The sequence below is a fragment of the Streptomyces sp. NBC_00076 genome, assembly GCF_045041235.1.
In the GTDB taxonomy this organism is placed as follows: domain Bacteria; phylum Actinomycetota; class Actinomycetes; order Streptomycetales; family Streptomycetaceae; genus Streptomyces.
Genome location: NZ_CP108242.1, coordinates 8313342 through 8338450 on the forward strand (window position 1 = coordinate 8313342; position 25109 = coordinate 8338450).

Sequence of the window (25109 nt, forward strand, 5' to 3'; positions counted from 1 at the left end):
GTTGGACGAAGCCTGTTCGAAGCGTTGCGTGATGTTCGGCATACCGGACGTCACGGGTGGCGGGCCGCCGTGGGGAGTTCAGGTCAAGAAGGCCGTGCGGTGCGGCTCCTCGCGGCCGCAGGGCGTTTCGGGGAGCGCTGGCTCACCGACTGGAGCGCACCTTCGAGCGCGAAGGTCGCGGCGCCCAGGCAGGCCGGGTCGGAGGGGATGGGGGAGAGGACGATCTCGGTGGCGGCCATCGGCCGCGGCAGCGCGTGCCGGGCCACGGCCTCGCGCACCTCGGCGACCAGGGGTTCGCCGAGTGCGGCCGCGACCCAGCTGCTGAGCACGACCACCTCCGGGTTGAACACGTTGACCAGGTCGGCGATGCCGGCGCCGAGGTAGCGGGCGGTGTCGCGGACCACCTCGACCGCCACCGGGTCGTGCTCGGCCATCCCCCGGGCCAGCGCGGCGACGGTGGCCGTCTGGTCCTCCGGGTGCAGCAGCGCGCTGTCCGGGCTGCGCTCTTGCAGGTTCAGCATGATGCCGGGCGCGCCGACGTACGTCTCCACGCACCCGTGGTTGCCGCAGCGGCAGGGGCGTCCGTCCAGGACGATCGTGGTGTGGCCCCACTCGCCGGCGCTGTTGCTCACGCCCCGGTGGAGCCCGCCGCCCAGCACCAGTCCGGCGCCCACCCCGGTCCCGAGGTTCACCACCACGGCGTTCCCGCGCCCGCGCGCGGCCCCGAACCACAGCTCGGCCACCGCGCAGGCACGCAGCGGATTGTCCAGGTAGAGGGGGTAGGCGATGTACTCGGTGAGCAGGTCGAGCAGCGGCACGTCGTGCCAGTCCCAGTTGGGCGCGTACTCCGAGATGCCGGTGGCCCGGTCCACCTGACCCGGCACGCTCACCCCGACGCCGAGCACCCGGGCGCCCTCGATCCCGGCCTGCGCGACCACCGAGCCGACGGCGGCGACGACATGGCCGACCACCTGCTCGGGGCGGCTCTCGCCGGGGCGCACGTCCTCGTCGGCGCGGGCCAGGATGTTCAGCCCGAGGTCGAACAGCTCGACATGGACATACGTCTCCGCGATGTCGACGCCGATCAGCGCGCCGCCCGACGCGTTGACGGCGACCAGGCCGCGGGGCCGGCCGCCCGCCGAGTCCTCGAACCCGACCTCCGTGATCATCCGGAGGTCGAGCAGCTCGCCGACGAGTGTGGCGACCGTCGCGAGGCTCAGGCCGGTGGCGGCCGCCAGTTCCTGCCGGGAGGTGGGCGACGCGGCGATGATCTGGCGCAGCACCTCGTAGCGGTTCGCCGTGCGGATGTCACGTGATGTGCGCTTCACCGGTGTTGCCCCCATCCGCTCCAGGCCAGGCCGGGACGGCATCTGCACCGGCGCGGCGCAAGGCTATGGGCTGCTGTGCCTTTCGACAAGGGGTTAGGAAAGGGGCTTTATAAAGTCAGTCGGCGAGAATGTCCCGGACGAAGGTGTTGGCGAATTTACCCTCCGGGTCAAGAGTCCGCGCCAGCTCACGGAAGTCGCCGAGCCGCGGATACCGCGACCGCAGCACGTCCGCCGGCACGGTGAAGACCTTCCCCCAGTGCGGCCGCGCGTCGAAGGCGTCCAGCGCCTCCTCCAGCCGCCGCACCACCGGCAGCACCTCGGCGGTGTCCTCGATCCAGGTGAAGTGCAGGGCCACGGTGTCCCGTCCGTACGAGGGGCTCAGCCACTGTTCGTCGGCGGCGACGGTACGCACCTCGCAGGTCTGCAGCACCGGGGCGACCACGTCCCGGACACTGTCCAGCGCATCCAGCGCGTCGACGGCGTACCGGCGCGGCAGCAGGTACTCCGACTGCAGCTCGGCACCGCTGCTCGGTGTGAACTCGGCCCGGAAGTGCGGCAGCCGCTCGTGCCACGGCCCGGCCACCCCGAACTGCTCGGTGCAGTTGACGGCCGGCATCCCCGGCACCGGGTGCATCTTCTCGACGGCCGGCGCGGCCCACGGGAAGTCGGGCAGCGGCTGATCCGTGCGCCGCTTGAGCCACACCTGCCGGAAGCCGGGTGCTCGCCAGTCGGTGAACAGGCTCACGCTGTACGCCGTGGCCGCCACCGTCTCGAAGTCCAGCCCCGCGAGGGGGAGTTCGGTGAACACGTGCTGCTCGACCTCGAAGGCGGGCTCCAGGTCGAGGGTGAGCGCGGTGACGACACCGAGGGCGCCCAGGGACGTGACCGCACCGCCGAAGCGCTGGTCCGCCCGCCCGATGACGACAGTGGATCCGTCCGCCGTGACGATCTCCACCTCACGCACGGCGGAGGCGAGCGAACCGTTGCCGACGCCCGAGCCGTGGGTGCCGGTCGCCACCGACCCGGCCACCGAGATGTGCGGCAGGGACGCCATGTTCGGCAGCGCGAACCCGTGCCCGTCCACCCGCCGTGCCAGTTCCGCGTACCGGACGCCGCCGCCGACCCGTACCGTACGGGCCGACGAGTCGACGTCGACCTCGGCCGGCAGCGCGGCCAGCGACAGCAGGACGCCGTCGGCGCCCGGCTCGGCGATCGCGTTGAAGGAGTGTCCGCTGCCCAGCACCCGCACCTTCGCGCTGTCGGCCACCAGGGCGGCCAGCGCGGTGAGCGAGTGCGGTCGCTGCAGTGCCCTGGCCGTGTAGGTGATGTTGCCGGCCCAGTTGGTCACGGTCTCGGTCATCCCGCGGCCCCTCCCTGGAGTATCGAGAATCCGGCCTGACGAGAAGCAGGCACGCAGGTGGAAGGTACCTCGGGCGCCCTTCCCTTGCCCTCAGGGGTGGCGCCCCCGCGGTCCGGGGGCGCCATGAAGGGGAGATGGCCCGGCACGAGGGGCCCCGGCACCGGCGATGTCCGAGCGAGGGCATACCGTGAGGAGTCGTACGTCCGATCCGGGAGGAGACACAGGATGGACAGCCGTACCGCGCTGGTCGAGGATCTGATGGAGAGGTTCCCGCACGTGCCACGGGAGGCCGTCTTCAAGGAGGATCTGCTCCGGGGCGGGTTGGCCTTCGATTCCTCGGCCCTCAGCGACAACGAGGACGGCGAGGTCAAGCCGAAGTCGTACTTCATCTTCTCCTTCGACCACGGCACCCTGCCCGAACTCGGCGAGGCCGCGCTGCGGCGCCCGCCGGAGGAGATCATCCTGACCGGCGGGCCGTACGACCTGCGGCGGACCGTCGTCTCCGTGCGCGTGAACCCGGCATCGCCCTACCGGGTCGCGGCCGACGAGGACGGCGTGCTCGGGCTCTACCTGGACGGGAAGCGCATCTCCGACGTCGGGGTGCCGCCGATGCCGGAGTACTACCGGCACACCCTCGCGAACGGGAAGTCGGTCATGGAGGTGGCCCCCACCATTCAGTGGGGCTACCTGATCTACCTGACCGCGTTCCGCGTCTGCCAGTACTTCGGTGCCAAGGAGGAGTGCCAGTACTGCGACATCAACCACAATTGGCGCCAGCACAAGGCGGCGGGTCGCCCGTACACGGGCGTGAAGGACGTCGACGAAGTCCTCGAGGCCCTCGAGATCATCGACAAGTACGACACCGCGAAGGTGTCCACCGCGTACACGCTCACCGGTGGCGCGATCACGTCGAAGGTCCAGGGTCTGGACGAGGCGGACTTCTACGGGCGGTACGCCAAGGCCATCGAGGAGCACTTCCCGGGCCGCTGGATCGGCAAGGTCGTCGCGCAGGCGCTGCCCAAGGACGACGTGCAGCGGTTCAAGGACTACGGCGTGCAGATCTACCACCCCAACTACGAGGTGTGGGACGAGTACCTGTTCAAGATGTACTGCCCGGGCAAGGAGCGCTACGTCGGCCGCGACGAGTGGCACAAGCGCATCCTCGACTCCGCCGACATCTTCGGCGCCCGCAACGTGATCCCCAACTTCGTGGCCGGCGTGGAGATGGCCGAGCCCTTCGGCTTCACCACCGTCGACGAGGCCATCGCGTCCACCACCGAGGGCCTGCGCTTCTTCATGTCGCACGGCATCACACCCCGCTTCACCACCTGGTGCCCCGAGCCGACCACCCCGCTCGGCAAGGCCAACCCGCAGGGCGCGCCGCTGGAGTACCACATCCGGCTGCTGGAGGCCTACCGCGCCACCATGGACGACTTCGGCCTGGCCTCGCCCCCCGGTTACGGCCCGCCCGGTCCCGGCCGTGCGGTCTTCTCCGTCAGTTCCTTCATGGACAGCCTCTCGGCGGACGCGCCGGTCGAGGTCTGACCAACCCGTCCCGCGCCGCGTCGAGCGGGTTCCCGCGGCGCGGGACGGGCGCTTCCGGGTGGCCGTGCGGTCGGGTGTCCGTGTTCTTGCCCGTGCTGCCATTGCTGCTCGTGTTGCTCGTGCGGGCGAAGTCGAAGAACGCGTACGTCACTTGTCGGGGCCGCGGAATCCGTTGCCCCGGCATCGATACTTCTGGGCCTTCCTTGCGTATAACTCAGGGAGGCACCGGTCCGCGGGAATTTGAATAGCCAGCTTGTCAGTTGTGTAGCAGACGTGAAAAGCTCGTCCCCTGCCGTGAGGCTCCTCCAACTCCTTTGCCAGTATGGCGAGTTGCCCTCGCTTGTGAACGCAGGAGACCCATGTCCGACCTGCCGACTCCCCAGGACGCCGCCGAGGCCGCGCTTTTCTCAGAGTGCTGGGATGCCGTGCTCTCCTACGCCGACCTGTGCACGTCCGGCTCCACCGCGGCCACCCAACTGGCCACAGAGGCTTTCTCTCTCGGCATGCGCGAAGCCCGCGAGGCGCAGTCCGCTCCCGCCCGCAGCGCCGGCCGCCGCCCGGCCCGCCTGCCCAGGATCCCGCTGCTGCTGACCGCCGTACGCAACACGGCGGCCGCCTGGGAGATCCAGGGGCAGGGCCACATGCTGGACCCCGAACTGCGGCTGTGGCTCAACTCCGACAAGGCCGCCCGCTACACCGGCCCCCCGCTGAGCCGCCCGCTCGCCCTGCGAGGCCTGCGCGACCTGCAGGAACCGGACGCGGCCCTGTTGTGGCTGGCCGAGGTGGAGGCGTTGCCGCTGCCCGTCGTGGCCCGTCGGCTCGGCCTGGACCCGGCTGTCGTCGACGAGGAACTCGCCCAGGTACGAGGCCTGTTCCGGGACCGCTGCCACCGCGCCCACCTCGACACCCCGATGGAAGCGCAGTGCCGCAGCTACGCCCGGCTGCTCGACGCGGTGACCCGGTCGTCCGCCGCCGACACCCCGAAGGACCTCTCCCGGCACCTCGCCCGGTGCGTGGAGTGCGCGGAGGCCGCCGCCTGTCTGCGGCTGCACGGCGGCGGACTGCCCGGAGCGCTGGCCGGCGGAGTGATCGGCTGGGGCGGCCTCGCCTATCTCGAGCGTCGCCGACGGGCCGCCGAGGTGCGCCTCGGCGCCGGTCGCCCGGGCCCGGCCGACAGCGACGCCGCGCCCCCGAACCCCGGCGCCCACAAGGCCCGCGTCGTGCGCAACGGCCTTCTCGTCGCGGCCGTCCTGGTGTCCCTGCTGGCGCTCGCCGTGTCGATGATGCCGGGCGGCACCGACAACGGCGCCGCACCGTCCGACGACGCCGACCGTCAGCCGGTGGCCGACCCCGGCCCGTCCGTTCCGTCCACCGACGCGCGCTCCACCAGCTCCCCGAAACCGTCGGCCCCCGCCACGACGCCCACGCCCAAGAAGTCCTCCGAGGAGAAGAACCCCGGCGCCACGGCCCAGGGCACGGCCTCGTCAGCCGCCCCCGGGAGCGACCCCACCCCGAGCGAAGCCGTGACCTGTGACGTCACGTACGACCTGGTCAACCAGTGGCCCGACGGTTTCCAGGTGACCGTCACCGTCACCTCCGAGAAGGCCCTCGACTCCTGGCAGGTCGGCTGGTCCTTCCGCGACGGCCAGAAGGTCGGCCAGATGTGGGACGCGAGCTTCGCCCAGAACGACTCGCGCGTCACCGCCACCGCCGCCGACTACAACAAGTCGATCCCCGCGAACGGCTCCCTCTCCTTCGGCTTCCTCGCGTCCTGGCAGGGCAAGAACTCACCGGCGTACGACTTCGCCCTGAACGGGCGCAGCTGCACGAAGAAGTAGCGCTCGGGGGCGCCGGGTCAGGGCGGCGTCCCGGAGAAAATGCGTGGCGTGCTCTCCTGCGGGGTGGCTACAGTGGGGGCGTTCCCATGGTGGCCGTTCGGCCGCCGTGGTCGAGTGCGAGCGTGCGAGGAGGTGTCGATTGATGACTGTCACTGTGATGGGCGCTGCCCGCATCCAGGAGTTCATCAAGTCCACCTCCGTGGCCACCGGCTGACGATTCCTCAACTCCGCGCCAGTACAGGCGTGTGCCGGGGCCGCCCCCTGTGAAGGGTCACCCTTGTCTTCCACTTCAGTTTTCTCGGCTTTCTCCGCGCTCGCTCCCTACGGCTGGGACGAGGCATGGGCGGACGCGTTCGCCCCCCACGAGCTCGAAGGGCTGCTGCCCGGCCGGGTGGTCCGCGTCGACCGCGGGCAGTGCGACGTGATCACCGCCGACGGGATCGTCCGGGCGGACACCGCGTTCGTCACCCCGCACGACCCCCTGCGGGTCGTGTGCACCGGCGACTGGGTCGCCGTCGAGCCCGGAGGCAACCCGCGCTACGTACGGACGTATCTGCCGCGCCGTACCGCCTTCGTGCGCTCCACCTCCTCCAAGCGGTCCGAGGGGCAGATCCTCGCGGCCAACGTCGACCACGCGATCGTCGCCGTGTCGCTGGCCGTCGAGGTCGACCTCGGCCGTATCGAACGGTTCCTCGCGCTGGCCTGGGAGTCCGGGGCGCAGCCGGTGGTCGTGCTGACCAAGGCCGACCTCGTACCGGACGCGGCGACCCTCGGGCACCTCGTCGAGGACGTGGAGACTGCCGCGCCCGGTGTGCCCGTGCTGGCGGTCAGCGCCATGGGCGGGGACGGACTCGACGTCCTCGTCGCCGTCGTCGGCGGCGGTACGTCCGTGCTGCTCGGGCAGTCCGGCGCGGGCAAGTCGACGCTCGCGAACGCGTTGCTGGGCGAGGACGTGATGGACGTCCGAGCCACCCGGGACGCGGACGGCAAGGGCCGTCACACGACGACCACCCGCAACCTGCTCGCCCTGCCCACCGGGGGTGTCCTGATCGACACGCCGGGGCTGAGGGGCGTCGGGCTGTGGGACGCCGAGACCGGCGTCGGACAGGTGTTCTCCGAGATCGAGGAGCTGGCCACGCGGTGCCGGTTCCATGACTGCGCGCACGAGGGCGAGCCGGGGTGCGCCGTACTGGCCGCGATCGCCTCCGGCGAGCTGGGCGAGCGGCGACTGGACAGCTACCGGAAGCTCATCCGGGAGAACCAGCGGATCGTGGCCAAGACCGATGCGAGGCTCCGGTCCGAGATCAGGAAGGAATGGAAGCGGAAGGGGGCCCAGGGGAAGGCGGCGATGGAGGCGAAGAGGGGGCGCTGGATGTAGGGCACCCGGAGTGGGACGTGGTGGTTGCCCGGGCCGGCCGGACGGCAGACGCTGTCCGGCTTCCGGGGCCCTGACGGCAGACGTCGGCCGGTTGCGGGCGCCTGACGCCGGACGGCTGACAAGTCCACGTCCGATTTCCGCTAGCCCGGTCCGCTCGCGTCGTCGACACTGGATGGCGTGATGGACGAAGACACCAGGTACGAAGCGGTGCGCAGCAGGGACGGGCGGTTCGACGGGGAGTTCTTCTTCGCCGTCGTGACGACCGGGATCTACTGCCGGCCCAGCTGCCCGGCGGTGACGCCGAAGCGGCACAACGTCCGGTTCTTCACGACGGCCGCCGCCGCGCAGGGCTCGGGCTTCCGGGCCTGCCGGCGGTGCCGGCCGGACGCGGTCCCCGGCTCCGCCGACTGGAACGTGCGGGCGGACGTGGTCGGCCGGGCCATGCGGCTGATCGGCGACGGTGTCGTCGACCGGGAGGGCGTGGCCGGACTCGCCGCGCGGCTGGGCTACAGCGCTCGGCAGGTACAACGACAGCTCACCACCGAGGTCGGCGCCGGACCGGTCGCCCTCGCCCGCGCCCAGCGGGCGCACACCGCCCGCGTGCTGGTGCAGACCACCGACCTGCCGATCACCCAGATCGCCTTCGCGTCCGGGTTCGCCAGTGTGCGGCAGTTCAACGACACCATGCGGGAGGTGTACGCCACCACCCCCAGCGAGCTGCGGACCACCGCGCCCCGAGCGGGCCGGACGGTCCGGCGCACGGCCACGCCGACCGCCGGAATACCCCTGCGGCTCGCCCACCGGGGCCCGTACCAGGCCGGGGCCGTGTTCGACCTGCTGGAGGCCGAGGCCGTGGCGGGTGTCGAGGACGTGAGCGGGTCGCGCGGGCGGCGGACGTACCGGCGTACCCTGCGGCTCCCGCACGGCACCGGCATCGTCGCCGTCGACGAGCGGACGGGCGCGGCGCGATCCGCTTCCGGCGCGCACCCGGGCGGCTGGCTGGACGCCCGCCTCCATCTCACCGACCACCGTGATCTGACGACCGCCGTCCAGCGGCTGCGACGACTGTTCGACCTCGACGCCGATCCGTACGCCGTGGACGAGCGGCTCGGTGCCGACGAACGGCTCGCCCCGCTGGTCGCCGCCCGGCCGGGGCTGCGTTCGCCGGGAGTCGCCGATCCGGAGGAGTTCGCGGTGCGGGCGGTGGTGGGGCGGGCCGAGGCCGCGGAGCTGGTCCGCCGGTACGGGAAGGCGCTCGACGCTCCCTGCGGCTCGCTCACCCATGTGTTTCCCGAACCGGCCGTCCTCGCCGAGGCCGAGCCGACCGGACCGTCGGGCGCGCTGGCCACGGCCCTCGCGGACGGAGTCGTACGACTGGACCCGGGCGTCGACCGGGACGACGCACAGGCCGCACTGCTCGCCCTGCCCGGTCTGGACGCCTGTGCCGTCGCCGCGATCCGCACCCGTGCCCTCGGCGATCCCGACGTCGCGCCGCCAGGGCCCGACGTCCCCGACAGCTGGCGCCCCTGGCGCTCATACGCCCTGCAACACCTGCGCGCAGCAGGGGAGTTGGAGTACCGATGACCATCGAGACGCGCTACACGACCCTGGACAGCCCGGTCGGGACGCTCCTTCTGACCGCCGATCCGACCGGAGCGCTGTCCTCGCTGTCCGTGCCCGGACAGAAGAACGGCCGTACGGTGCAGGACGGTTGGCGGCACGACCCCGGCCACTTCCGGGCCGCCGAGGAACAGCTCGCCGCCTACTTCGCCGGGGAGCTCAAGGAGTTCGACCTGGAGGTGAGTTCGCCGGGCAGCGAGTTCCGGGAGCGGGTCTGGGCCGCCGTCGACACCGTGCCGTACGGGGCCACCACCACGTACGGCGAGATCGCGGCGCGGATCGGTGCGCCCCGGGCCGCCGTACGGGCCGTCGGCGGCGCGATCGGCGCCAACCCGCTGCTGATCCTGCGGCCCTGCCATCGGGTGATCGGGGCCGGCGGTTCCCTCACGGGGTACGCGGGCGGCCTGGAGCGCAAGACGAGCCTGCTCACCCTCGAGGGCGTCCTCTGAGGGCCTCGGTCTGAAGGTCCTGGGGAGGCGTTTTGGGGAGGCGTCCTGGGAGGGGCCCCGGGAAGGCGTTCTGAGAAGGCGTCCCGAGATGGTTCCTTTCAAGGGGCGCCGCTCAGCCCCAGAACACCGCTCCCAGCCACGCTCCCATGATCAACAGGCAGGTGAACAGCTCCGCGAGGACGCTGGAGCCGCCCGAGCGCATCGCCGTGCGCAGGGCGGCCCTCGCCTCGCGGTGCCGGCCGAGCCGGAGCCGTTCACTGAGGTAGATGCCGCCCATGAAGCCGGGGATCGCACCGAGCACGGGGACCAGGAAGAAGCCGACGAACGCCCCGACGCCGGCGTACACGGCCATGCGCGGGGTGGCGCCGCTCGCGCGCAGCTGTCGTGGCGGCAGTGACCAGCGCACCACCTGGGACAGGAACAGGGCGACCGTGGCACCCACGAGGACAGCCCAGGCGAGCGGCTGCGGATCCTTCAGGGCCCACCACATGATCGCGGCCCACACCAGCCACGACCCCGGCACCCCGGGCACCAGCACGCAGCCCACGCCGAGGAGGATGACCAGACCGACCAGCAGGAGGTCCACCACTCCCATCTGTCCAGGGTGCCGGAGGACGGGCGAAGGCGCAGATCACCGGGGTGCGGCGAGGCGCCTCACCACGACCTCTCATCGGCCGACGGGACGGGATCCGGGCGGTTCTCCCGGGTCGGGTGGGACCGCTCGGCGGCCTGTGTCGTACGACCACTCGACGGGTTGCTCGATTCGCCGTTCGAGGTGGGTTGCCGCGCCGGAATTTCCGGATGCCCCGTTTTCATACGGCCGGTGCGGTGGACAATTGGCGGCATGAGCCAGCAGGGGGGACAGCCCACCGGTCACGAGGACGACTGGTGGGGTCAGCTGTACGACGACTCCACCGACGACACGGGCCCCGCGCCCACACCGGACTCCCTCGACGAACGCTTCGCCTCGGCGGCGGACGCGGTGGAAGGACGGTCCGGAGCCCGCGGGGAGACGGAAGGCGTGATCCCGGCGCCGCGGTCCAGTGGGGGAGGGTCGCCGGAAGGCGGAGGGCCGGGGGCTGCGCCGGATGTCGTGGACACCGTGCCTGCCGCGCATGCGGGGCAGGACCCGCGTTCCACGCCGTTCGCGTCGCAGCGTGCCTCCTGGGAGCCGCCGCCCGACCGGCCCCGAGGGCCCGCGACCTTCCCGCCCGGCCCCAAGCCACCGGGCTTCACGGAACGGGAACCCGGGGCGACGAGTGACCCGGCGACGGGCCCACGAACCTCCCCGGAGCCCCCGACCACGACCGCCCCGCCCTCGCGAGTCCCCGTGGACGCAGCCCCGGGCACACGGGTTCCTCCGGACGGAGACCCGGGCACACGGGTTCCTCCGGACGGAGACCCGATCTCGCGGATCCCCGGGAGCACACCGCCGGGCTCGCGGACCCCTGACGTCGCACCTCCGCCCTCGCGGATCCCCCCTGACGTCGCGCCTCCGCCCTCGCGGATCCCTCCGGACTCACCCCCGCTTCCCACGGGACCCCCTCCGCCCCCGCCCCCCTTCGCACCCCCGCTCCCGACGGCCCCGCCCACCCGGGGAGCCACCGGCCCCGCTCCAGCCGAAGCGACCGACACCGACAGGGGCACCGGCCTCGACACCGGCCCCGACCAGGACCTTCCCGCGACCGACATCCCGAAGGCTCCACCCCCCGCCGGCCCTGCGCCGCAGCCTCGGCCCCGGGAGTCCCCGGGCGTCGCCGCCCGCGCCGGTGAGGCCCCCGTCCGTGCCACCCCTCCTCCCGCCGACGCTCCGTCCCGTGGTCTTCCCTGGGGACCGCCGGGCGCCCCGGCCGCCGCGGATGTCCGGTCCGCCACTGCGGCCCCCGTTGATGCCCGGTCCGCTGCCCCGGCGGGTCCGGAGCGAGATGTCGCGGAGGTCTCATCCGGCGCCGACGCTCCGTCCCGTGGTCTTCCCTGGGGACCGCCGGGCGCCCCGGCGCCCACCGATGCCCGGTCCGCCACTCCGGCCTCCGCCGATGCCCGGTACGCCACTCCGGCCGGCCCGGAGCCAGATGCCGCGGACGTCACTCTCGCCGCCGACGCCCCGCCCTTCGCCGCCGGTGGCCCTCCGGCCGCCGCGACGAACACCGGAGTCGGTTCGCTGCAGGACGACATGCGAGCGCCCAGCCGGGGGGAGCCCGGTCAGGCACCGGGCCCGGACGATGCTTCCGCCCCGCAGGGAAGCCGCCTCGACGTCCCCCTCGTCCCGCCCGAGCCCGTCGGGCACGTCGGCTCCGGGCCGCCCACCTACGAGGCCGAGCCCACCGCGCTGCCCCCGGCCGACCCGGACGATCTCGACGACCTCGTCGCGGACACCGTGCTGGACGGAGCCCGGTACGGGGCCTGCACACTGCGTGCTGCCTCGGTGCGCGGTGACTCCGCGCGGTTCCGTGGCGAGCCACGACGCGACTCCCTCCTCACCGCCCGTTTCGGTACGGGCGACCACGCACTGGTCCTCGTCGCGATGGCGACCGGCGCCCGCGCCACCCCCGGTGCCCACCGCGCGGCCGCCGAGGCCTGCCACTGGATCGGCCGGGCCGTGGGCCGCAGTCACGCCAGGCTCGCCGAGGACATCAGGGCGGGCCGGCGTGGCGACCTGAAGTCCGGCTTGCACCGCCTCACCGACCGCAGCCTCGGCAAACTCCGCGCCGACGCCGCCGAACAGGGCATCGACCCCGAGGAGTACGCCGCCACCCTGCGCTGCCTCCTCCTCCCCGCCGACCCCGACTGCCGCACCCGTGTCTTCTTCGGCGTCGGAGACGGCGGACTGTTCCGGCTGCGCGACGGCGATTGGCAGGACATCGAGCCGCGTGTCCTCGACGTCACCGGCGAACCGGTCGTCGGCTTCGGCTCACTGCCCGCCGAGACTCCCGAGGGCGACCGCCTCACCATGGACCTGGGCATCCCGACACCCCCGAGCCCCTACGAGCCGGCCCTGGAACCGCCCCGCGAGCCCTTCCGTTTCCGCGCCTCGATCGCCCGCCCGGGTGACACGCTGCTGATGTGCACCGGGGGCCTGGCCGAGCCGTTGCGCGGCGAGCCGGAGCTGGGCCGGTACCTCACCGGCCGATGGTCCGATCCCACCCCGCCCGGCCTCGCCGCGTTCCTGGCCGACGCCCAGGTCCGGGTCAAGGGCTACGCGGACGACCGCACGGCTGCCGCTGTCTGGGAGGCGTGACGGTCCGGGTCACGCCCCCCAGGTGAGACGTCGTCAGGCATAGGGCGTCCAACGACGTCCGGAGGTGTCGTACATGTACCGCGACAGGCCCTTGATGCCGCTGGTGCGGAACTGGCGGCCGTGGTCGTCGATGCGGATCGTGCCGGAGCGGCCCTGGGAGGACCAGTCGAGCTCCAGGTACCACTGGCAGTCGCAGGTATCCGTCTGCGCGCTGACCAGCAGCACCTCCGGGTCCTCGGCGGAGACCCGGTAGGGGAACTGCACCGCGGGGATGGTGTGTTCGCTGTCGGCGCCGGGGAGCGAGCGGACGACGGGCCGGTCGGCGTCCAGGTTCACCGCGAAGGTCCTGGGCGTGAGCTCGCCGCCGCAGCCCTGGTCCATGGCGAAGGCGTTGCCGGAGGCGGGCGCGGCACGGCCGACGACGCGGACCCGCAGCGCGTCCAGGACCACGGCCGTGGACGACCGGCCCTGCACCGAGATCCGCACGATCGTCTCGTGGCCGTGCACCGCGTCCTGGGTCGCCGCCCAGGTGCCCGCGTCCTGCTGAACCGGGGGCGGCGGGACCTGCTGGGGCGTCTTGTCGATCACGTAGTCGTGGCCGCAGCCCAGGTTCCAGACCTGGGAGTCGGCCGTCCAGACGGGAGGCTGGACGGCGGACGCGGGGGCGTCGCCCTGTGCGGCCGCCGACGGGCCGTCCTTCTTCCCGGGGGCCGTGGAAGCCCGCGCCTCGGCTGAGGGCGAGCGAGAGGGCGACGACGTCGAGGAGCCGCCCGGCGAGGCGCTGGGGGAGGGGCCGCGGGTGGGGTGCGTGGGGCGGTGGGACTTGTCCGTGTCCGTCGTAGGGGCCCGGTCGGGGGCGGTGCCGACGGTGTCGGCCGGAGGGCGGTCCGTCGACAGGGCCGCCAGGCTGCCGAGCGTCGCCAGGAGCACGGTCGCCACGGCCGCACCGAGCAGGGCCTGACGCCGGCGGAACCAGGGACGATGGGCCGACGGTCCTTGCGTGGCCGCACCAGGCCGGGAGCCCGCGCCGGGAACGACGACGCCGGATCCCGCACCGGGCGCGGCCACGGACCCCCCGGCGACCTCGATCAGTTCCGGCATGTCGTCGCCCGAGCCAGGTGTGTATGCGCCCGAGCCAGGCGTGTCGTCCCCCGGATCTGGCATGACGTCACTCGGGCCAGGTAAGCCGTCGCCTGAGCCCGGCGGGCCCTCGACCGGATCCGACATGTCGTCACCCGGGCCCGAGATGCCCGACCTGGAAACCTGCGTCAGCTCCTCCGTCTTCGGCGTCCCCTCGTGCCGCGCCGGATCAGTGGCGCCGTCCGCCGTGCCGTCCGGGGCACCGTCGGCGGTTCGTGGGCGCTGCCGGGCCGCCACGGCGAGGAGCCACCGGCGGTGCAGTTCGAGCCGTTCCTCGGGTGTCGCCGCGCAGAACGCCGCGAGCCGTTCCACGGGAGCGAAGTCCAGGGGTACCGCGTCACCCGAGCAGTAGCGGTGCAGCGTAGAGGTGTTCATGTTCAGGCGCCGCGCCAGCGAGCCGTAACTGCGGTCCGTGCGGTCCTTCAGTTCTCTCAGTAATGCCGCGAACTCTGCTACGTCGTCCCCGCCAGACACCGTTCCCCCGCGTTCGTCGGGCCCAGGAAGGTATCCCAGGCACTCCATATACCTGCACGTCAGATGGCCTGGGATGGTTCCACCGTGGCCGATCGGGCGGGGACGGTTGCGGCCGGCCCCGGAGACGGCTGATGCTCTTGGTGTCGCACCGACCAGAGCCGGACCGACCATCCGCCGCCGGTGCGCCATCCCACACCATGCACTCATTCACGGGGGACACCCATGCCACAGCGCACCCGAGCAGGAGCGCTCACCGTACTCGCCGTCACGGGCCTCACGCTCGGCGCCGTGCTCGCCGAACCGGCGGCCGCCGCCACGAGCAGGCCCGGCTTCCTCTCCGCCGCGGACCTGCCGCCCCACCCCACCTCGTCCTGGACGGCCGGCAAGGTCACCGGAGGTGAGCCGGAGGACCTCGAGTGGGACACCTGTCTGCGGGCACTGCCGGGCCACGAGAACGTGTGGTACCGCGACTTCCGGACCGACCTCGAGACGAACGCCCGGCAGATCACCGTCGTCCTGCCGGACACCGGTTCGGCGAAGTCCCTGGTCTCGGCGCTGAACAAGGACATCACGTCCTGCCCGGTGCGGATCGAGGGGGCCGACCCCGAGGTCGAGGCCACCAGCAGGGACTACGGCACGCTGTCCGTCGAGGAGGGCGCCCACGTCCACGGCCTGCACACCGAGACCTCCTGGGGCGCGACCGACATCAGCCTCATCTCCGTGGGCCGTGACGGCCGGACCGTGACGGTCGTGGACTGGGGCCAGATGGGCGACTTCGACGACGCGCCGGTCAAGGCCTTCAAGAAGACGACGACGGCCGCCGTCAACAAGCTCCGCTGACCGCGGCCGGCAACCAGCTCCACTGACCGCGTCGCGCGACCACCCACGCTCGCGCGACCACCGAAAAAGACCAGGGCCGCCCTCTCGCCACGGGGGTCGGGAGGGCGGCCCGTACCGCACCGTCATCGACCACAGCACGTACGAAACCGGGGAACACACATGAACCGCGACACGACCACCCGCCGCACCGCCACCCGCCGCACGGCCGTGGCCGCAGCCCTCGCCCTGGCCCTCGGCCTCGGTGCCACGGCCCAGGCCTCCGCCGGCCCACCGCGTTCCGTCAGCGGCAAGCCCTCCGACAACATCACCCGTATCGCCGACTTCTACGGTGCCTACATCGACGCGGTGACCGACGCGGACGACGGCGGCAGGCTGGCGGACGCACTGCGCAGGAACTACCTCAGCGTCGGCTTCCAGAAGGAACTGGCGGCCTGGGAGGCGAAGGAGCACGCCAACGGCGTCCTGCGTGCCCAGAACGTCCCGCTCGCGTGGAAGGTGACCGACAACGGCACCGCGGACTACACCGAGGCCGTGGTCACCCTCACCTGGGGCGGCGGCGAGACGAGCAGGCTCGTCGTCGACATGGACGGCGGCCACAAGATCTTCCACATCGGTACGAAGGGTGTTGCGGGCAAGTAGCAGTCTCTGAGCCGACCGCGGCCGTATCACCCCACCGCCGCTGCGAGCCCCCCGAGTGCGCGGGTGAGCGACCACTGGATTCCGGCCAGTTTCGCAAGCCGCGCGCACGCGGATCTCCCCGCACCCGACGTCCGTGACCGACCGTCACACCCCTTCGTCGGGTAGACGAGGCCGACAAACCGAAGACGGTGGACGGGCCCGTCGGCTGCGGTCACCGTCCCTCGGGCGCGTGGAGTCGGGACGGTCGGTGCGGCCGCAGCCCTCGGGAGCGGCCGCACTGGTCCGCCTCCGTTCGCTCCGAACGCCGGGGCGACGATCGGCAGGTGACGGTTGCGCAGGCTGATGCTTCAGTGGCGTTCCGGCGGCGCCGTACGGCAGGCGTTTCGGCCCGGAGACCGGGAGCGGTTTCGCCGGGTGTCCCGAGTCGATCACCGCCTCGAACGGGAGGCGCGCGCCCGCGCCTTGGCGGCGCTCGGACGGCGCTGTCCGGGGGGCCGTACGCCCTGCCGACAGCGACGCAACCGTGGCTGAACACCTGGCCGTTGAGGATTCGACATGACTGGCCCGTGGGCCAATGGGCAAGGATCCCCGTGAACGTGTTCGAGCAGGAGGGGAACCGACATCGGCACGCGGGCGGGGGTCATGAAGAGGCAGGCACGAGGAGGCGGTCCCATCGCGATAGGGGCCTTCTCGGCGGAGACAGTGGAGGAAGAAGCCGACAGCGTCCGGGACGAGGCGCAGGCGCAGCAGCTCAACCGCAGACTCGGACGGGCGGACCTGGGGGCGGTGCCCGAGACGCGCAGGGCGTTGCGCGCGTTGTTGCGGCACTGGGGGCGGCCCGGGCGAGCGGAGGTGGCGGAGCTGCTGACCAGTGAGCTCGTCACCAACGCGCTCGTCCACACCGACCACGACGCGGTCCTGACGGCGACCGTCGGACCCCGTGGTCTCAGGGTCGAGGTACGGGACTTCGTGGCCCGCAGGCCCCGGCTGTGCGCACCGAAAGCCGACGACGGTACGCACGGCCGGGGTCTCGTCCTGGTGCAGTCCCTCGCTGACGCGTGGGGCGTGCGGGTGCACGGGGTGGGAAAGGCGGTGTGGTTCGAACTGGACGCGGGCATCGCGTGAAACCACCCCGCACCGCACCACCCCGCACCGCACCACCCCGCACCACACCGACCACACAGCACCGACCACACAGCACCACACCGCAGACACGACACCGCGGACACGACACGGGACGGGGCGCGGCTCGCATGAGCCGCGCCCCGTCCCGGTGGTGCCGTGTGTCTCGTCCGGTGTCTCTAGCCGAACTGCTGCTCCAGGTCCTTGAGCTTGCGCTCCAGGGAGTCGAGACGCGGCAGGGCCATGGTGTCGTCCTCCGCGGTGAGGTCGACGGAGGAGGTGGTGGTGGATTCAGATCCGCTGCGGACGGGTTCCAGGGACGGACGCGAGCGCACGGGCAGTTGCTCCGGCGTCGATATGGCAGGCTCCGCGGTGGCTCGCTCCGAGGTCCGCTCCAGGGTGGCCTGCGCCTCCAGTTGCCGGCCGCGGCCGACGAAGCCGCGGTGGCCCCGGCTGATCGCCTTGAGCTGCGCCCGCTCGACCCGCTCCTTGTCGCGGCGGCGCAGTCGGGCCGCCTCCTTCTGACGCTTGTCCTCGCGGACCTCGTCGACTGCCTCGTCGAGGCTGCGCACGCCTTCCAGGAGCATCAGCGACCACGCGCTGTACGTCTCGCGGGGCGCCCGCATCCAGCGGACGACGCGGATCTGGGGCAGCGGACGCGGCACCAGACCCTGTTCGCGCAGGGCCGCCCGGCGGGTCTGCTTCAGCGCGCGGTCGAAGAGGACGGCCGCCGACAGGGACATGCCGGAGAAGAACTGCGGCGCACCGTCGTGGCCGAGGCCCCTGGGCGCGTGCACCCAGTTGAACCAGGCCGCGGCGCCCGCGAACGTCCATACCAGTATCCGGGAGCCGAGGGCGGCGTCACCGTGGCTGGCCTCGCGGACCGCGAGGACCGAGCAGAACATCGCCGCACCGTCCAGGCCGAACGGGACCAGGTACTCCCAGCCGCCGGACAGGTTGAGGTTCTGCTGGCCGAAGCCGACCAGGCCGTGGAAGGAGAGCGCGGCGGCCACCGCCGCGCAGCAGAACAGCAGGACGTAGGAGGCGGTGCCGTATATGGCTTCCTTGCGCCTGCGGCGTTCCTCGCTGCGCTCCCACGAGTCGTCCGCGCTCGCTTTCGCCCCCGAGGAGCGCTTGCCGCGCGCCAGCACCGCTACCGCCGCCAGCATGCCCAGGAGGAGCACGGCGCCCGGAAGCAGCCAGTTCAGCGATATGTCGGTAAGTCTCATCTGGGGTCCCTTGCATTGGGATAGGGCGTAACGCCCGCCATAGTGGCCCAATCCGATCGGCCCTCAGGGGCTTTCGGGGCAAGAGGCCGCCAAGGAAGTGCAAGGGATTGTTCAGGGCGGCGTTTTGCTCGAACTGCCGCTTGAGGGGCGGGAGTTGAGTTCGAATAAGACTACCCGTACGAGTGGTTCCCCGGACAGTTCCCGCGGCCGGTGAGGAAGTTGTGAAGTGGCTGTAACCGTGCGGGTGGCCCGGTCGAGGGGGATCCTACGGGACGTCGTCCGGCGGCCCGCCCTGAGGGTCCCTCAACTGACGGCGGACGCGGTGAGCTTTGCCACCCGGTCCGCGTCACAGGTGCGTGGACACGTGACGCAGGTGTCCTCGGGGTCCAGCGTGTAGTACATGCAGCAGCTCGCCCGGTCCCGGGTGGGCAGCGGCCGGCCGGCCGGTCCGGTCAGCCGACGGAAGGCGGCCGAGCCGACGTAGGGCTTGGTCGCTCCCGGTAGCAGCAGCTCCAGCTCGCGCTCGGCCCGCCGCTGCTCCTGCTCGCCGAGGAGTTCGGCGACGAACCAGAGGCTCTCCACGATCTCGTCGGTCACCATGCCCCACAGGGCCCGCCCGCGGCGGCGCATCCGGGGGCCGAAGCCGGCGAGGACGGGTTCGAGGTGCTCGGCGACGGCGACCCGGACCTCGGCGCGCAGCGCCTCCTCGTCCGGGACCACGCGGGCGTCGGGGTGCTGGGCCGCCGGGTCGCCGGGAAGGCAGGCGAAGGGGCCGGGGTGCACGGCGAAGGCCATGGGGCCCGCGGTGCGGTCGTACGAGACGTGGGCCACGGGGTAGCGGGGGACGCGGCGCCGCAGGAACCAGGGGGCGGTGATCAGCAGGCAGGCGGGCCAGGCGTAGCGGTGCAGGCCGAAGCCGGCGGTGACGTCCGGGCGGGCGGGGCGGCCGTGGTCCCGTCGCACCTGTGCGTCGTCCCAGGACAGGAAGGCGTCGAGGCCCGCGCCGCCCTCGGCGAGGGCGGCGGTGGTGATCCAGCCGTGGCTGTCGGGGAGCCGGTCCGTGGGGTCCAGTTCGGTGACGGTGAGCACCGGGAGGGCCTCGGTCAGACGGGAGTACGCGTCCGTGAGGGCCGTGGGTGTCGCAGGCATGCCGGAACCACCGATCCATGACGGGCTGACGCAGCGACCTAAAGGTAAGCCTTACCTTACCCATAGTCGGTGAGATTTGAACTGGTGGCTTCTGCGCCTAAGGTGCTTGACGGGCGAGTAACAACCCGCCGTAATGACCCGAAGTACCGACACGTCCCCAGGAGGACCCGTGGAGCAGGGCGCGCAGGGCTCCGCCGAGACGGGGACCGAGGAACTCCCCGTCGACGCGGTGCGGGTGCCGCCGCAGCTCAGGGCCGCCGACGTGGACCGGGAGAGGGGTGCTGCGCCCGGGGCCGTGCGCGGTGAGCACACCCACAGCGAGCCGGCGGTTGCCCGGCCCCGGCCGGCCGTCCAGCGGTCCTCGGTGCGCGGGCAGATCCTCGACGCGTTGCGCACCGCGCTGGTGGCGGGTGAGCTGCGGCCCGGCGAGGTGTACTCGGCGCCCGCGCTCGGGGAGCGGTTCGGGGTCTCGGCCACGCCCGTGCGGGAGGCGATGCAGCAGCTCGCGTTGGAGGGCGCGGTCGAGGTCGTGCCGAACCGCGGGTTCCGGGTGGTGGAGCGCGGGGCGCGGGAGCTGGCGGAACTGGCGGAGGTGCGGGCCCTGATCGAGGTGCCCGTCATGCTGCGACTGGCCCGCACGGTGCCGGCCGAGCGCTGGAGCCAGCTGCGCCCGCTCGCCGAGGCCACGGTCCGGGCGGCGTCCCTGGGGTGCCGGGCGACGTACGCCGAGTCCGACCGGGCCTTCCACCGGGCACTGCTGGCCCTCGCGGGCAACGAGCAGCTGGTGCAGATCGCCGAGGACCTGCACCGCCGCGCCCAGTGGCCGCTGGTCGGCGGCCCCGGGTCACGGGGCCGGGCCGAACTGGTCGCGGACGCGGCGGAACACGTGGCACTGCTGGAGGCACTGGCCGCGCGTGACCTGGACGTGGTGCGGTCGCTGGTGGGGGAGCACTTCGCCGGCGTGGCATGACCCCCGTCCCGCCGTACCCCCGCCCAGCGTGACCCCGGCCCGCCGCGGCTCACCCCACCGCGCCCCCGCCGTACCCCGGACGCTCCCCGAGCCTCCGCCCCCAGCCAAGGTCTAAGCCGTCGCCGCCCCCGCCGCCGGTGGGGTCAACTGGTGGGCCAGCCAGGTCGGTACGCCGCCGAGCAGTCGGTACAGCCGGCGGGCCTCCTCGCGGAGTCGGGAGGCCTCCGGGTCCACCTCCGCGTCCGCCAGGGAAACCAACGCGGGGGCCGTGCCCACCAGATAGCCCAACTCCTCGCGGATCCGGAGGGATTCGCCGAAGCCGTGCCGTGCCTCCGCCAACTCACCCTCACGCAGGGCGAGTCCGGCGAGGTGGCGCCAGGTGAAGGAGAGCAGCAGCAGGTCGGAGTGGGCGGTGGCACCCGCGTGGGCCCGGCGGTACGCGGCACGCGCCGCCTGCGGAGAGCGCGTGAGGTTCTCCGCCAGCAGGCCCCGGCGGAAGTCGAGCAGCGCCCGCCGCGGAGCCCCCGGAGGGATCAGCGCCGCCGCCCGCCCCAGCGCGGCCCGCGCCTCGTCGGCCCGGTCGCGCACGCCGTGCAACGTGGCCGCGTACGCAAGTTGCCCGCGTTCACAAGCGGCCGCCCCCCGCTCGTCGTCCCCATGGGCCAGCGCCTCGGCCGTACGCAGCGCGTCCTCGGCCTCTTCCCAGCCCAGCTCGGTGTACAGACACCGCTCCACCAGCAACGACGCCCGTTGCAGCGCGGCCGGCGCGGTGACCGGCTGGAGCAGTGCCGCCGCGTCGCCCCAGCAGGCGCGTGAGCGCAGCCGCCATACCGCGGTCTGGAGTGGATCGTCACCGGCGGTCGTTCCGTAACCAGACATGGCGGTATGCGCCACGTTGCCCTCCCCAAGGTCCTGTCCTTCGGAGCAGCTCGGGGTCGCGGGGCTCGGCACGCGCATCCGCGGCGATGTCGGTCGCCGAAGCTCTGCCTCGACTCCCTGTTCCGCCTTGCAGCCGCACGCACCAAGCCCCGCTCGCCGGCGTCGCCAAGCACGGCCTCTCCACATCGGCCTGATCCGAAGGGCAGGCCCAGCGCGCCATCGAGCTTTGAGTGGTGGCCGCATCTCAGCACGAATTGATGGGCCGGGCCAAGGGGGTGGGTGAAGGATTTCACAAAGTCGTGGGACTCTGCGGGCCTCGGGCTTTCAGCTCATGCGCAGTGCCAGGAAGAAGTCGAGCTTGTCCTCGAGGCGGGACAGGTCGCGGCTCGTCAACTGCTCGATCCGCCCGACCCGGTAGCGCAGCGTGTTGACGTGCAGGTGCAGACGGGTCGCGCAGCGCGTCCAGGAGCCGTCGCAGTCGAGGAAGGCCTCCAGGGTGGGGATCAGCTCGGCGCGGTGGCGGCGGTCGTAGTCGCGCAGCGGGTCCAGGAGGCGGGCGGTGAAGGCGCGGCGGACGTCGTCGGGGACGAAGGGCAGCAGCAGGACGTGGGAGGCCAGCTCCTGGTGGCCGGCCGCGCAGACCCGGCCCGAGCGGGCGGCGGCCACCCGGCGCGCGTGCCGGGCCTCCTCCAGGGCGCCGCGCAGCCCCTCCGCCGAGTGGACGGACGCGCTGACCCCGAGGGTGACCCGGCCGTCCTCGTCGAGGCCGGCCGACAGCGGGTCCCGTACGGACTCCAGCAGGGCGTCGGCGAGGATGCCGGTCTCCGAGCCGTCGTGCTCCGAGGAGACCGCCGGAAGGGGGACCAGGGCGATCGCCTCGTCACCCGTGTGGGCCACGGCGATACGGTCGGAGGGCTCGGGGCCGGTGGCGTGCGGGTCGACCAGGATCTCCTCCAGCAGGGACTGGGCCACCGGGCCGCCTTCCAGGTCGCCGCCCTGCCATTCGACGCGCGCCACGACCACCTGCCAGTGCGGCGCCGTGCCCAGGCCGGGCAGCAGCACGGGGGCGGCCACCCGCAGGCGGGCCGCGATCTCGGGGGGCGCCGCGCCCGTCTGCACCAGCTCCAGGATCTCCTGGGCCAGCCGGCGGCGGACCGTGCGGGCCGCGTCCCGGCGGTCCCGTTCCACCGCGATCAGCTGCGTGACGCCGTACACCAGGTCCAGGCGTTCCTCCGGCCAGTCCCCGGTGTCCGCCTCCACGGCCAGCAGCCACTCCGACAGCATCGTCTCGCGGACGTCCCGGGGACCTTGCGGGGAGCGACCGCTGCTGCGGACCGCGAACAGGGAGTAGGTGGCGGAGCCGAGGGTGACGCGGTGCGGGCCGCGTCGGCCCGTACGGGCGGCCGCCAGGTGCTCGGCCGCGAGCCGCGCGCACGTGTCGGCGGGCAGGGCGGGGCCGCCGACCTTGGGGCCGGCGATCAGGCGGCCGGCCGGGGACAGCACCCAGGCCCGCAGATCCAGGTCCGAACCGAGCAGGTCCAGGACCACGTCCGGGCCGCCGCCCGCCGGGCCGGCGGTCATCATCCGGCGGTGCCGGTCGACCACGGCCGCGAGGTCACCGGCCCGCTCGCCGGAGACCTGCCGCACGACGTGCTCGGTGATCGTCGCGAAGGCCACCGACTCGTGCACGGCGAAGAGCGGGAGGCGGTGGCGGGCGCACGCGAGGACCAGGTCGTCCGGGACGTTCCCCAGCTCGGCCTCCCCGGCGGCCACGGCGGTCACCCCGGCCTGCACCAGGATCCGTACGAACGGCTCGGAGTCCGACGCGTCCCGGCGCCAGGCCAGGCCCGTGAGCACCAGTTCCCCGCCCGAGAGATAGCGGCTGGGGTCCCGGAGGTCGGTGGTCATCACACCCCGCACGGTGCGATCCAGCTCGTCCTCGCCGCCGAGCAGCCGCAGGCCCAGCGCGTCGGTGTCCAGCAGTGCGCGCAGCCGCATTCTCGTCGCCGCCGTTCTTTGTCTCGAAATCTACGATGGAGTGTGAGGTGTCGTGGTGCGGGTGACGCTCCCGTGGCGCGGGGGACGGTCCCGTGGGGTGGTGAGTGCCGCTCCCCGTCTCCGAGGCTGTGTTCCAGGTCACGCGGGTCGTGTCGCGCGTTTCCACAGGAGAACGACGAGGTTACTGCTGCCTTTCGTTCATACGAATCTACAAGATGACCGTCCTGGCCAGCTAACTCCTTCATGGTTTCCGTGACTGACCCGGTCGGCGTACGGAGCTGTGTACTGGTCTCACTCCGCGTAAACAGGAAGGAACGAGCCGGGCCCGCCGCACACGGATTGGCTCGATCCGTACGACTCACGAGACGAATCCGTACGACTCACGAGACGAAGAAGAGAGCCGGTCATGGACTTCCTTCGCCCCGCCAGCTGGGAGGAGGCGCTCGCCGCGAAGGCCGAGCACCCCACCGCTGTGCCGATCGCGGGCGGCACCGACGTGATGGTCGAGATCAACTTCGACCACCGCCGGCCCGAGTACCTGCTCGACCTGAACCGTGTCGGCGACCTCTACGAGTGGGAGGTCGGCGAGGAGAGTGTGCGGCTCGGCGCCTCCGTCCCGTACTCGGCGATCATGGACCGGCTGCGCGCCGAGCTGCCGGGCCTGGCCCTCGCCTCGCACACCGTCGCCTCCCCGCAGATCCGCAACCGCGGGGGTGTCGGCGGCAACCTCGGCACCGCCTCCCCGGCCGGTGACGCCCACCCCGCGCTGCTGGCGGCCGGCGCCGAGGTCGAGGTGGAGTCCGTACGGGGATCGCGGCTGATCCCGATCGACGCCTTCTACACCGGAGTGAAGCGCAACGCGCTCGCCGCCGACGAGCTGATCCGGGCCGTCCACATCAGGAAGGCGGACGGCCCGCAGCAGTTCTCCAAGGTCGGTACGCGCAACGCCATGGTCATCGCGGTGTGCGCCTTCGGGATCGCGCTGCACCCGTCCTCGCGCACGGTCCGTACCGGCATCGGCTCGGCCGCCCCGACCCCCGTCCGGGCGAAGGCCGCGGAGGAGTTCCTGAACGCGGCGCTCGAAGAGGGCGGCTTCTGGGACAACGGAAAGATCATCACCCCGTCCGTCGCCAAGCAGTTCGCGGACCTGTGCGCGGGCGCCTGCAACCCGATCGACGACGTCCGGGGCACCGCGAGCTACCGCCGCCACGCGGTCGGCATCATGGCCCGCCGCACCCTGACCTGGACCTGGGAGTCGTACCGCGGCACCGCCGCCACCACGGAGGGAGTCGCGTAATGCGCGTCAGTTTCACGGTCAACGGGCGTCCGCAGGAAGCCGACGACGTGTGGGAGGGCGAGTCCCTGCTGTACGTGCTGCGCGAGCGGCTCGGGCTGCCCGGTTCGAAGAACGCCTGCGAGCAGGGCGAGTGCGGGTCCTGCACGGTCCGGCTGGACGGCGTACCCGTGTGTTCCTGCCTGGTCGCCGCGGGCCAGGTGGAGGGCCGCGAGATCGTCACCGTCGAAGGGCTCGCGGACCACGCCAGGCAGCGCGCCGAGCACGACGGCGGTGCCTCGGGTGACTGTGCCTCGGGTGACTGTGCCTCCGGTGGAGGCGGCACCTCGCTCGACGAGGCCAGGGGGTGGGCCGCCGAGGGGCATGACTCCCACACCGGTGAGGGCACCGAACTCGCCCCGATCCAGCAGGCGTTCATCGACGCCGGAGCCGTCCAGTGCGGTTTCTGCACCCCGGGCCTGCTGGTCGCCGCCGACGAGATGCTGGAGCGCAACCCGAACCCGACCGACGCGGACATCCGCGAGGCGCTCTCGGGCAACCTGTGCCGCTGCACCGGCTACGAGAAGATCATGGACGCGGTCCGCCTGGCGGCCGCCCGGCAGGGAGAGGCGGTCTGACC

The 25109-nt window shown here is 72.5% G+C and carries 20 protein-coding genes; 12 read left to right on the plus strand and 8 right to left on the minus strand.

Annotated elements, in window-relative coordinates:
• Positions 1-83 precede the first annotated feature (83 nt).
• Together OHA64_RS37305 and OHA64_RS37310 are read right to left on the minus strand one after the other, a co-directional pair.
• Positions 84-1328 (minus strand): ROK family transcriptional regulator, encoded by a 1245-nt coding sequence (locus OHA64_RS37305; protein ID WP_405620881.1) that lies wholly within the window; start codon positions 1326-1328, stop codon positions 84-86.
• 115 nt (positions 1329-1443) lie between these two features.
• The gene (locus OHA64_RS37310; RefSeq protein WP_405620883.1) at positions 1444-2688 is read right to left on the minus strand and encodes a D-arabinono-1,4-lactone oxidase; all 1245 of its coding nucleotides are present in this window, start codon (positions 2686-2688) and stop codon (positions 1444-1446) included.
• Between the two features lie 225 nt (positions 2689-2913).
• On the opposite strand from OHA64_RS37310, the gene OHA64_RS37315 reads away from it, so the two are divergent.
• From OHA64_RS37315 to OHA64_RS37335, 5 genes are all read left to right on the plus strand, one after another.
• Positions 2914-4233, plus strand: coding sequence for a radical SAM protein (locus OHA64_RS37315; RefSeq protein ID WP_405620885.1), 1320 nt, complete (start codon positions 2914-2916; stop codon positions 4231-4233).
• 359 nt (positions 4234-4592) lie between these two features.
• On the plus strand, positions 4593-6071 hold the full coding sequence (locus OHA64_RS37320; RefSeq protein ID WP_405620887.1) for a cellulose binding domain-containing protein: 1479 nt from the start codon (positions 4593-4595) through the stop codon (positions 6069-6071).
• A gap of 277 nt (positions 6072-6348) precedes the next feature.
• Positions 6349-7449, plus strand: a complete 1101-nt coding sequence (gene rsgA / locus OHA64_RS37325) for a ribosome small subunit-dependent GTPase A (RefSeq protein ID WP_405620889.1) — start codon at positions 6349-6351, stop codon at positions 7447-7449.
• A 180-nt stretch (positions 7450-7629) separates the two neighbouring features.
• Positions 7630-9033: a DNA-3-methyladenine glycosylase 2 family protein gene (locus OHA64_RS37330; RefSeq protein ID WP_405624272.1), complete on the plus strand. Its 1404-nt coding sequence runs from the start codon at positions 7630-7632 to the stop codon at positions 9031-9033.
• On the plus strand, positions 9030-9518 hold the full coding sequence (locus OHA64_RS37335; protein WP_405620891.1) for a methylated-DNA--[protein]-cysteine S-methyltransferase: 489 nt from the start codon (positions 9030-9032) through the stop codon (positions 9516-9518). The genes OHA64_RS37330 and OHA64_RS37335 overlap by 4 nt, the downstream gene beginning before the upstream one ends.
• Positions 9519-9630: 112 nt before the next feature.
• Here OHA64_RS37335 and OHA64_RS37340 read toward each other — a convergent pair whose 3' ends face one another.
• Positions 9631-10113 carry a DUF456 domain-containing protein gene (locus tag OHA64_RS37340; RefSeq protein ID WP_405620893.1) on the minus strand — a complete coding sequence of 161 codons (483 nt, stop codon included), beginning with the start codon at positions 10111-10113 and terminating at the stop codon, positions 9631-9633.
• Positions 10114-11691: 1578 nt separating this feature from the next.
• On the opposite strand from OHA64_RS37340, the gene OHA64_RS37345 reads away from it, so the two are divergent.
• Entirely contained in the window at positions 11692-12756 is a 1065-nt protein-coding gene (locus OHA64_RS37345; RefSeq protein ID WP_405620895.1) for a protein phosphatase 2C domain-containing protein, read from the plus strand.
• Between the two features lie 33 nt (positions 12757-12789).
• On the opposite strand, the gene OHA64_RS37350 is transcribed toward OHA64_RS37345, so the two are convergent.
• Positions 12790-14418, minus strand: coding sequence for a helix-turn-helix domain-containing protein (locus tag OHA64_RS37350; RefSeq protein WP_405620897.1), 1629 nt, complete (start codon positions 14416-14418; stop codon positions 12790-12792).
• A 174-nt stretch (positions 14419-14592) separates the two neighbouring features.
• Here OHA64_RS37350 and OHA64_RS37355 point away from each other — a divergent pair, with 174 nt between their 5' ends.
• The 3 genes from OHA64_RS37355 to OHA64_RS37365 all read left to right on the plus strand — a co-directional run bounded on the left by OHA64_RS37355 (position 14593) and on the right by OHA64_RS37365 (position 16974).
• Entirely contained in the window at positions 14593-15210 is a 618-nt protein-coding gene (locus OHA64_RS37355; RefSeq protein WP_405620899.1) for a hypothetical protein, read from the plus strand.
• Between the two features lie 159 nt (positions 15211-15369).
• Complete coding sequence (locus OHA64_RS37360; protein WP_405620901.1) at positions 15370-15849, plus strand: hypothetical protein; 480 nt, start codon at positions 15370-15372, stop codon at positions 15847-15849.
• 642 nt (positions 15850-16491) lie between these two features.
• Positions 16492-16974 carry an ATP-binding protein gene (locus OHA64_RS37365; protein WP_405620903.1) on the plus strand — a complete coding sequence of 161 codons (483 nt, stop codon included), beginning with the start codon at positions 16492-16494 and terminating at the stop codon, positions 16972-16974.
• A gap of 176 nt (positions 16975-17150) precedes the next feature.
• Here OHA64_RS37365 and OHA64_RS37370 read toward each other — a convergent pair whose 3' ends face one another.
• Together OHA64_RS37370 and OHA64_RS37375 are read right to left on the minus strand one after the other, a co-directional pair.
• Positions 17151-18200 carry a DUF2637 domain-containing protein gene (locus OHA64_RS37370; protein WP_405620905.1) on the minus strand — a complete coding sequence of 350 codons (1050 nt, stop codon included), beginning with the start codon at positions 18198-18200 and terminating at the stop codon, positions 17151-17153.
• 303 nt (positions 18201-18503) lie between these two features.
• Positions 18504-19349 carry a (2Fe-2S)-binding protein gene (locus tag OHA64_RS37375; protein WP_405620907.1) on the minus strand — a complete coding sequence of 282 codons (846 nt, stop codon included), beginning with the start codon at positions 19347-19349 and terminating at the stop codon, positions 18504-18506.
• Positions 19350-19518: 169 nt separating this feature from the next.
• Here OHA64_RS37375 and OHA64_RS37380 point away from each other — a divergent pair, with 169 nt between their 5' ends.
• Positions 19519-20319, plus strand: coding sequence for a GntR family transcriptional regulator (locus tag OHA64_RS37380; protein WP_405620909.1), 801 nt, complete (start codon positions 19519-19521; stop codon positions 20317-20319).
• 111 nt (positions 20320-20430) lie between these two features.
• Here the strand turns inward: OHA64_RS37380 and OHA64_RS37385 are convergent, their stop codons facing one another.
• Both OHA64_RS37385 and OHA64_RS37390 read right to left on the minus strand, forming a co-directional pair.
• On the minus strand, positions 20431-21213 hold the full coding sequence (locus OHA64_RS37385; RefSeq protein ID WP_405620911.1) for a hypothetical protein: 783 nt from the start codon (positions 21211-21213) through the stop codon (positions 20431-20433).
• A 309-nt stretch (positions 21214-21522) separates the two neighbouring features.
• The gene (locus OHA64_RS37390; protein WP_405620913.1) at positions 21523-23196 is read right to left on the minus strand and encodes a PucR family transcriptional regulator; all 1674 of its coding nucleotides are present in this window, start codon (positions 23194-23196) and stop codon (positions 21523-21525) included.
• Positions 23197-23602: 406 nt separating this feature from the next.
• Between OHA64_RS37390 and OHA64_RS37395 the strand changes: the two genes are divergently transcribed.
• Together OHA64_RS37395 and OHA64_RS37400 are read left to right on the plus strand one after the other, a co-directional pair.
• A complete protein-coding gene (locus tag OHA64_RS37395; RefSeq protein WP_405620915.1) occupies positions 23603-24493 on the plus strand; it encodes an FAD binding domain-containing protein in 891 nt (296 codons plus the stop codon).
• Positions 24493-25107 carry a (2Fe-2S)-binding protein gene (locus tag OHA64_RS37400; protein ID WP_405620917.1) on the plus strand — a complete coding sequence of 205 codons (615 nt, stop codon included), beginning with the start codon at positions 24493-24495 and terminating at the stop codon, positions 25105-25107. The genes OHA64_RS37395 and OHA64_RS37400 overlap by 1 nt, the downstream gene beginning before the upstream one ends.
• Positions 25108-25109 lie beyond the last annotated feature (2 nt).

Excerpts from the sequence above, each read along its gene's own strand:
- OHA64_RS37310 (WP_405620883.1), bottom strand. The coding sequence starts at position 2,688 with ATGACCGAGACCGTGACCAACTGGGCCGGCAACATCACCTACACGGCC.
- OHA64_RS37315 (WP_405620885.1), top strand. The coding sequence starts at position 2,914 with ATGGACAGCCGTACCGCGCTGGTCGAGGATCTGATGGAGAGGTTCCCG.
- OHA64_RS37320 (WP_405620887.1), top strand. The coding sequence starts at position 4,593 with ATGTCCGACCTGCCGACTCCCCAGGACGCCGCCGAGGCCGCGCTTTTC.
- OHA64_RS37330 (WP_405624272.1), top strand. The coding sequence starts at position 7,630 with ATGGACGAAGACACCAGGTACGAAGCGGTGCGCAGCAGGGACGGGCGG.
- OHA64_RS37335 (WP_405620891.1), top strand. The coding sequence starts at position 9,030 with ATGACCATCGAGACGCGCTACACGACCCTGGACAGCCCGGTCGGGACG.
- OHA64_RS37340 (WP_405620893.1), bottom strand. The coding sequence starts at position 10,113 with ATGGGAGTGGTGGACCTCCTGCTGGTCGGTCTGGTCATCCTCCTCGGC.
- OHA64_RS37345 (WP_405620895.1), top strand. The coding sequence starts at position 11,692 with ATGCGAGCGCCCAGCCGGGGGGAGCCCGGTCAGGCACCGGGCCCGGAC.
- OHA64_RS37350 (WP_405620897.1), bottom strand. The coding sequence starts at position 14,418 with ATGGAGTGCCTGGGATACCTTCCTGGGCCCGACGAACGCGGGGGAACG.
- OHA64_RS37355 (WP_405620899.1), top strand. The coding sequence starts at position 14,593 with ATGCCACAGCGCACCCGAGCAGGAGCGCTCACCGTACTCGCCGTCACG.
- OHA64_RS37360 (WP_405620901.1), top strand. The coding sequence starts at position 15,370 with ATGAACCGCGACACGACCACCCGCCGCACCGCCACCCGCCGCACGGCC.
- OHA64_RS37365 (WP_405620903.1), top strand. The coding sequence starts at position 16,492 with ATGAAGAGGCAGGCACGAGGAGGCGGTCCCATCGCGATAGGGGCCTTC.
- OHA64_RS37370 (WP_405620905.1), bottom strand. The coding sequence starts at position 18,200 with ATGAGACTTACCGACATATCGCTGAACTGGCTGCTTCCGGGCGCCGTG.
- OHA64_RS37375 (WP_405620907.1), bottom strand. The coding sequence starts at position 19,349 with ATGCCTGCGACACCCACGGCCCTCACGGACGCGTACTCCCGTCTGACC.
- OHA64_RS37390 (WP_405620913.1), bottom strand. The coding sequence starts at position 23,196 with ATGCGGCTGCGCGCACTGCTGGACACCGACGCGCTGGGCCTGCGGCTG.
- OHA64_RS37395 (WP_405620915.1), top strand. The coding sequence starts at position 23,603 with ATGGACTTCCTTCGCCCCGCCAGCTGGGAGGAGGCGCTCGCCGCGAAG.
- OHA64_RS37400 (WP_405620917.1), top strand. The coding sequence starts at position 24,493 with ATGCGCGTCAGTTTCACGGTCAACGGGCGTCCGCAGGAAGCCGACGAC.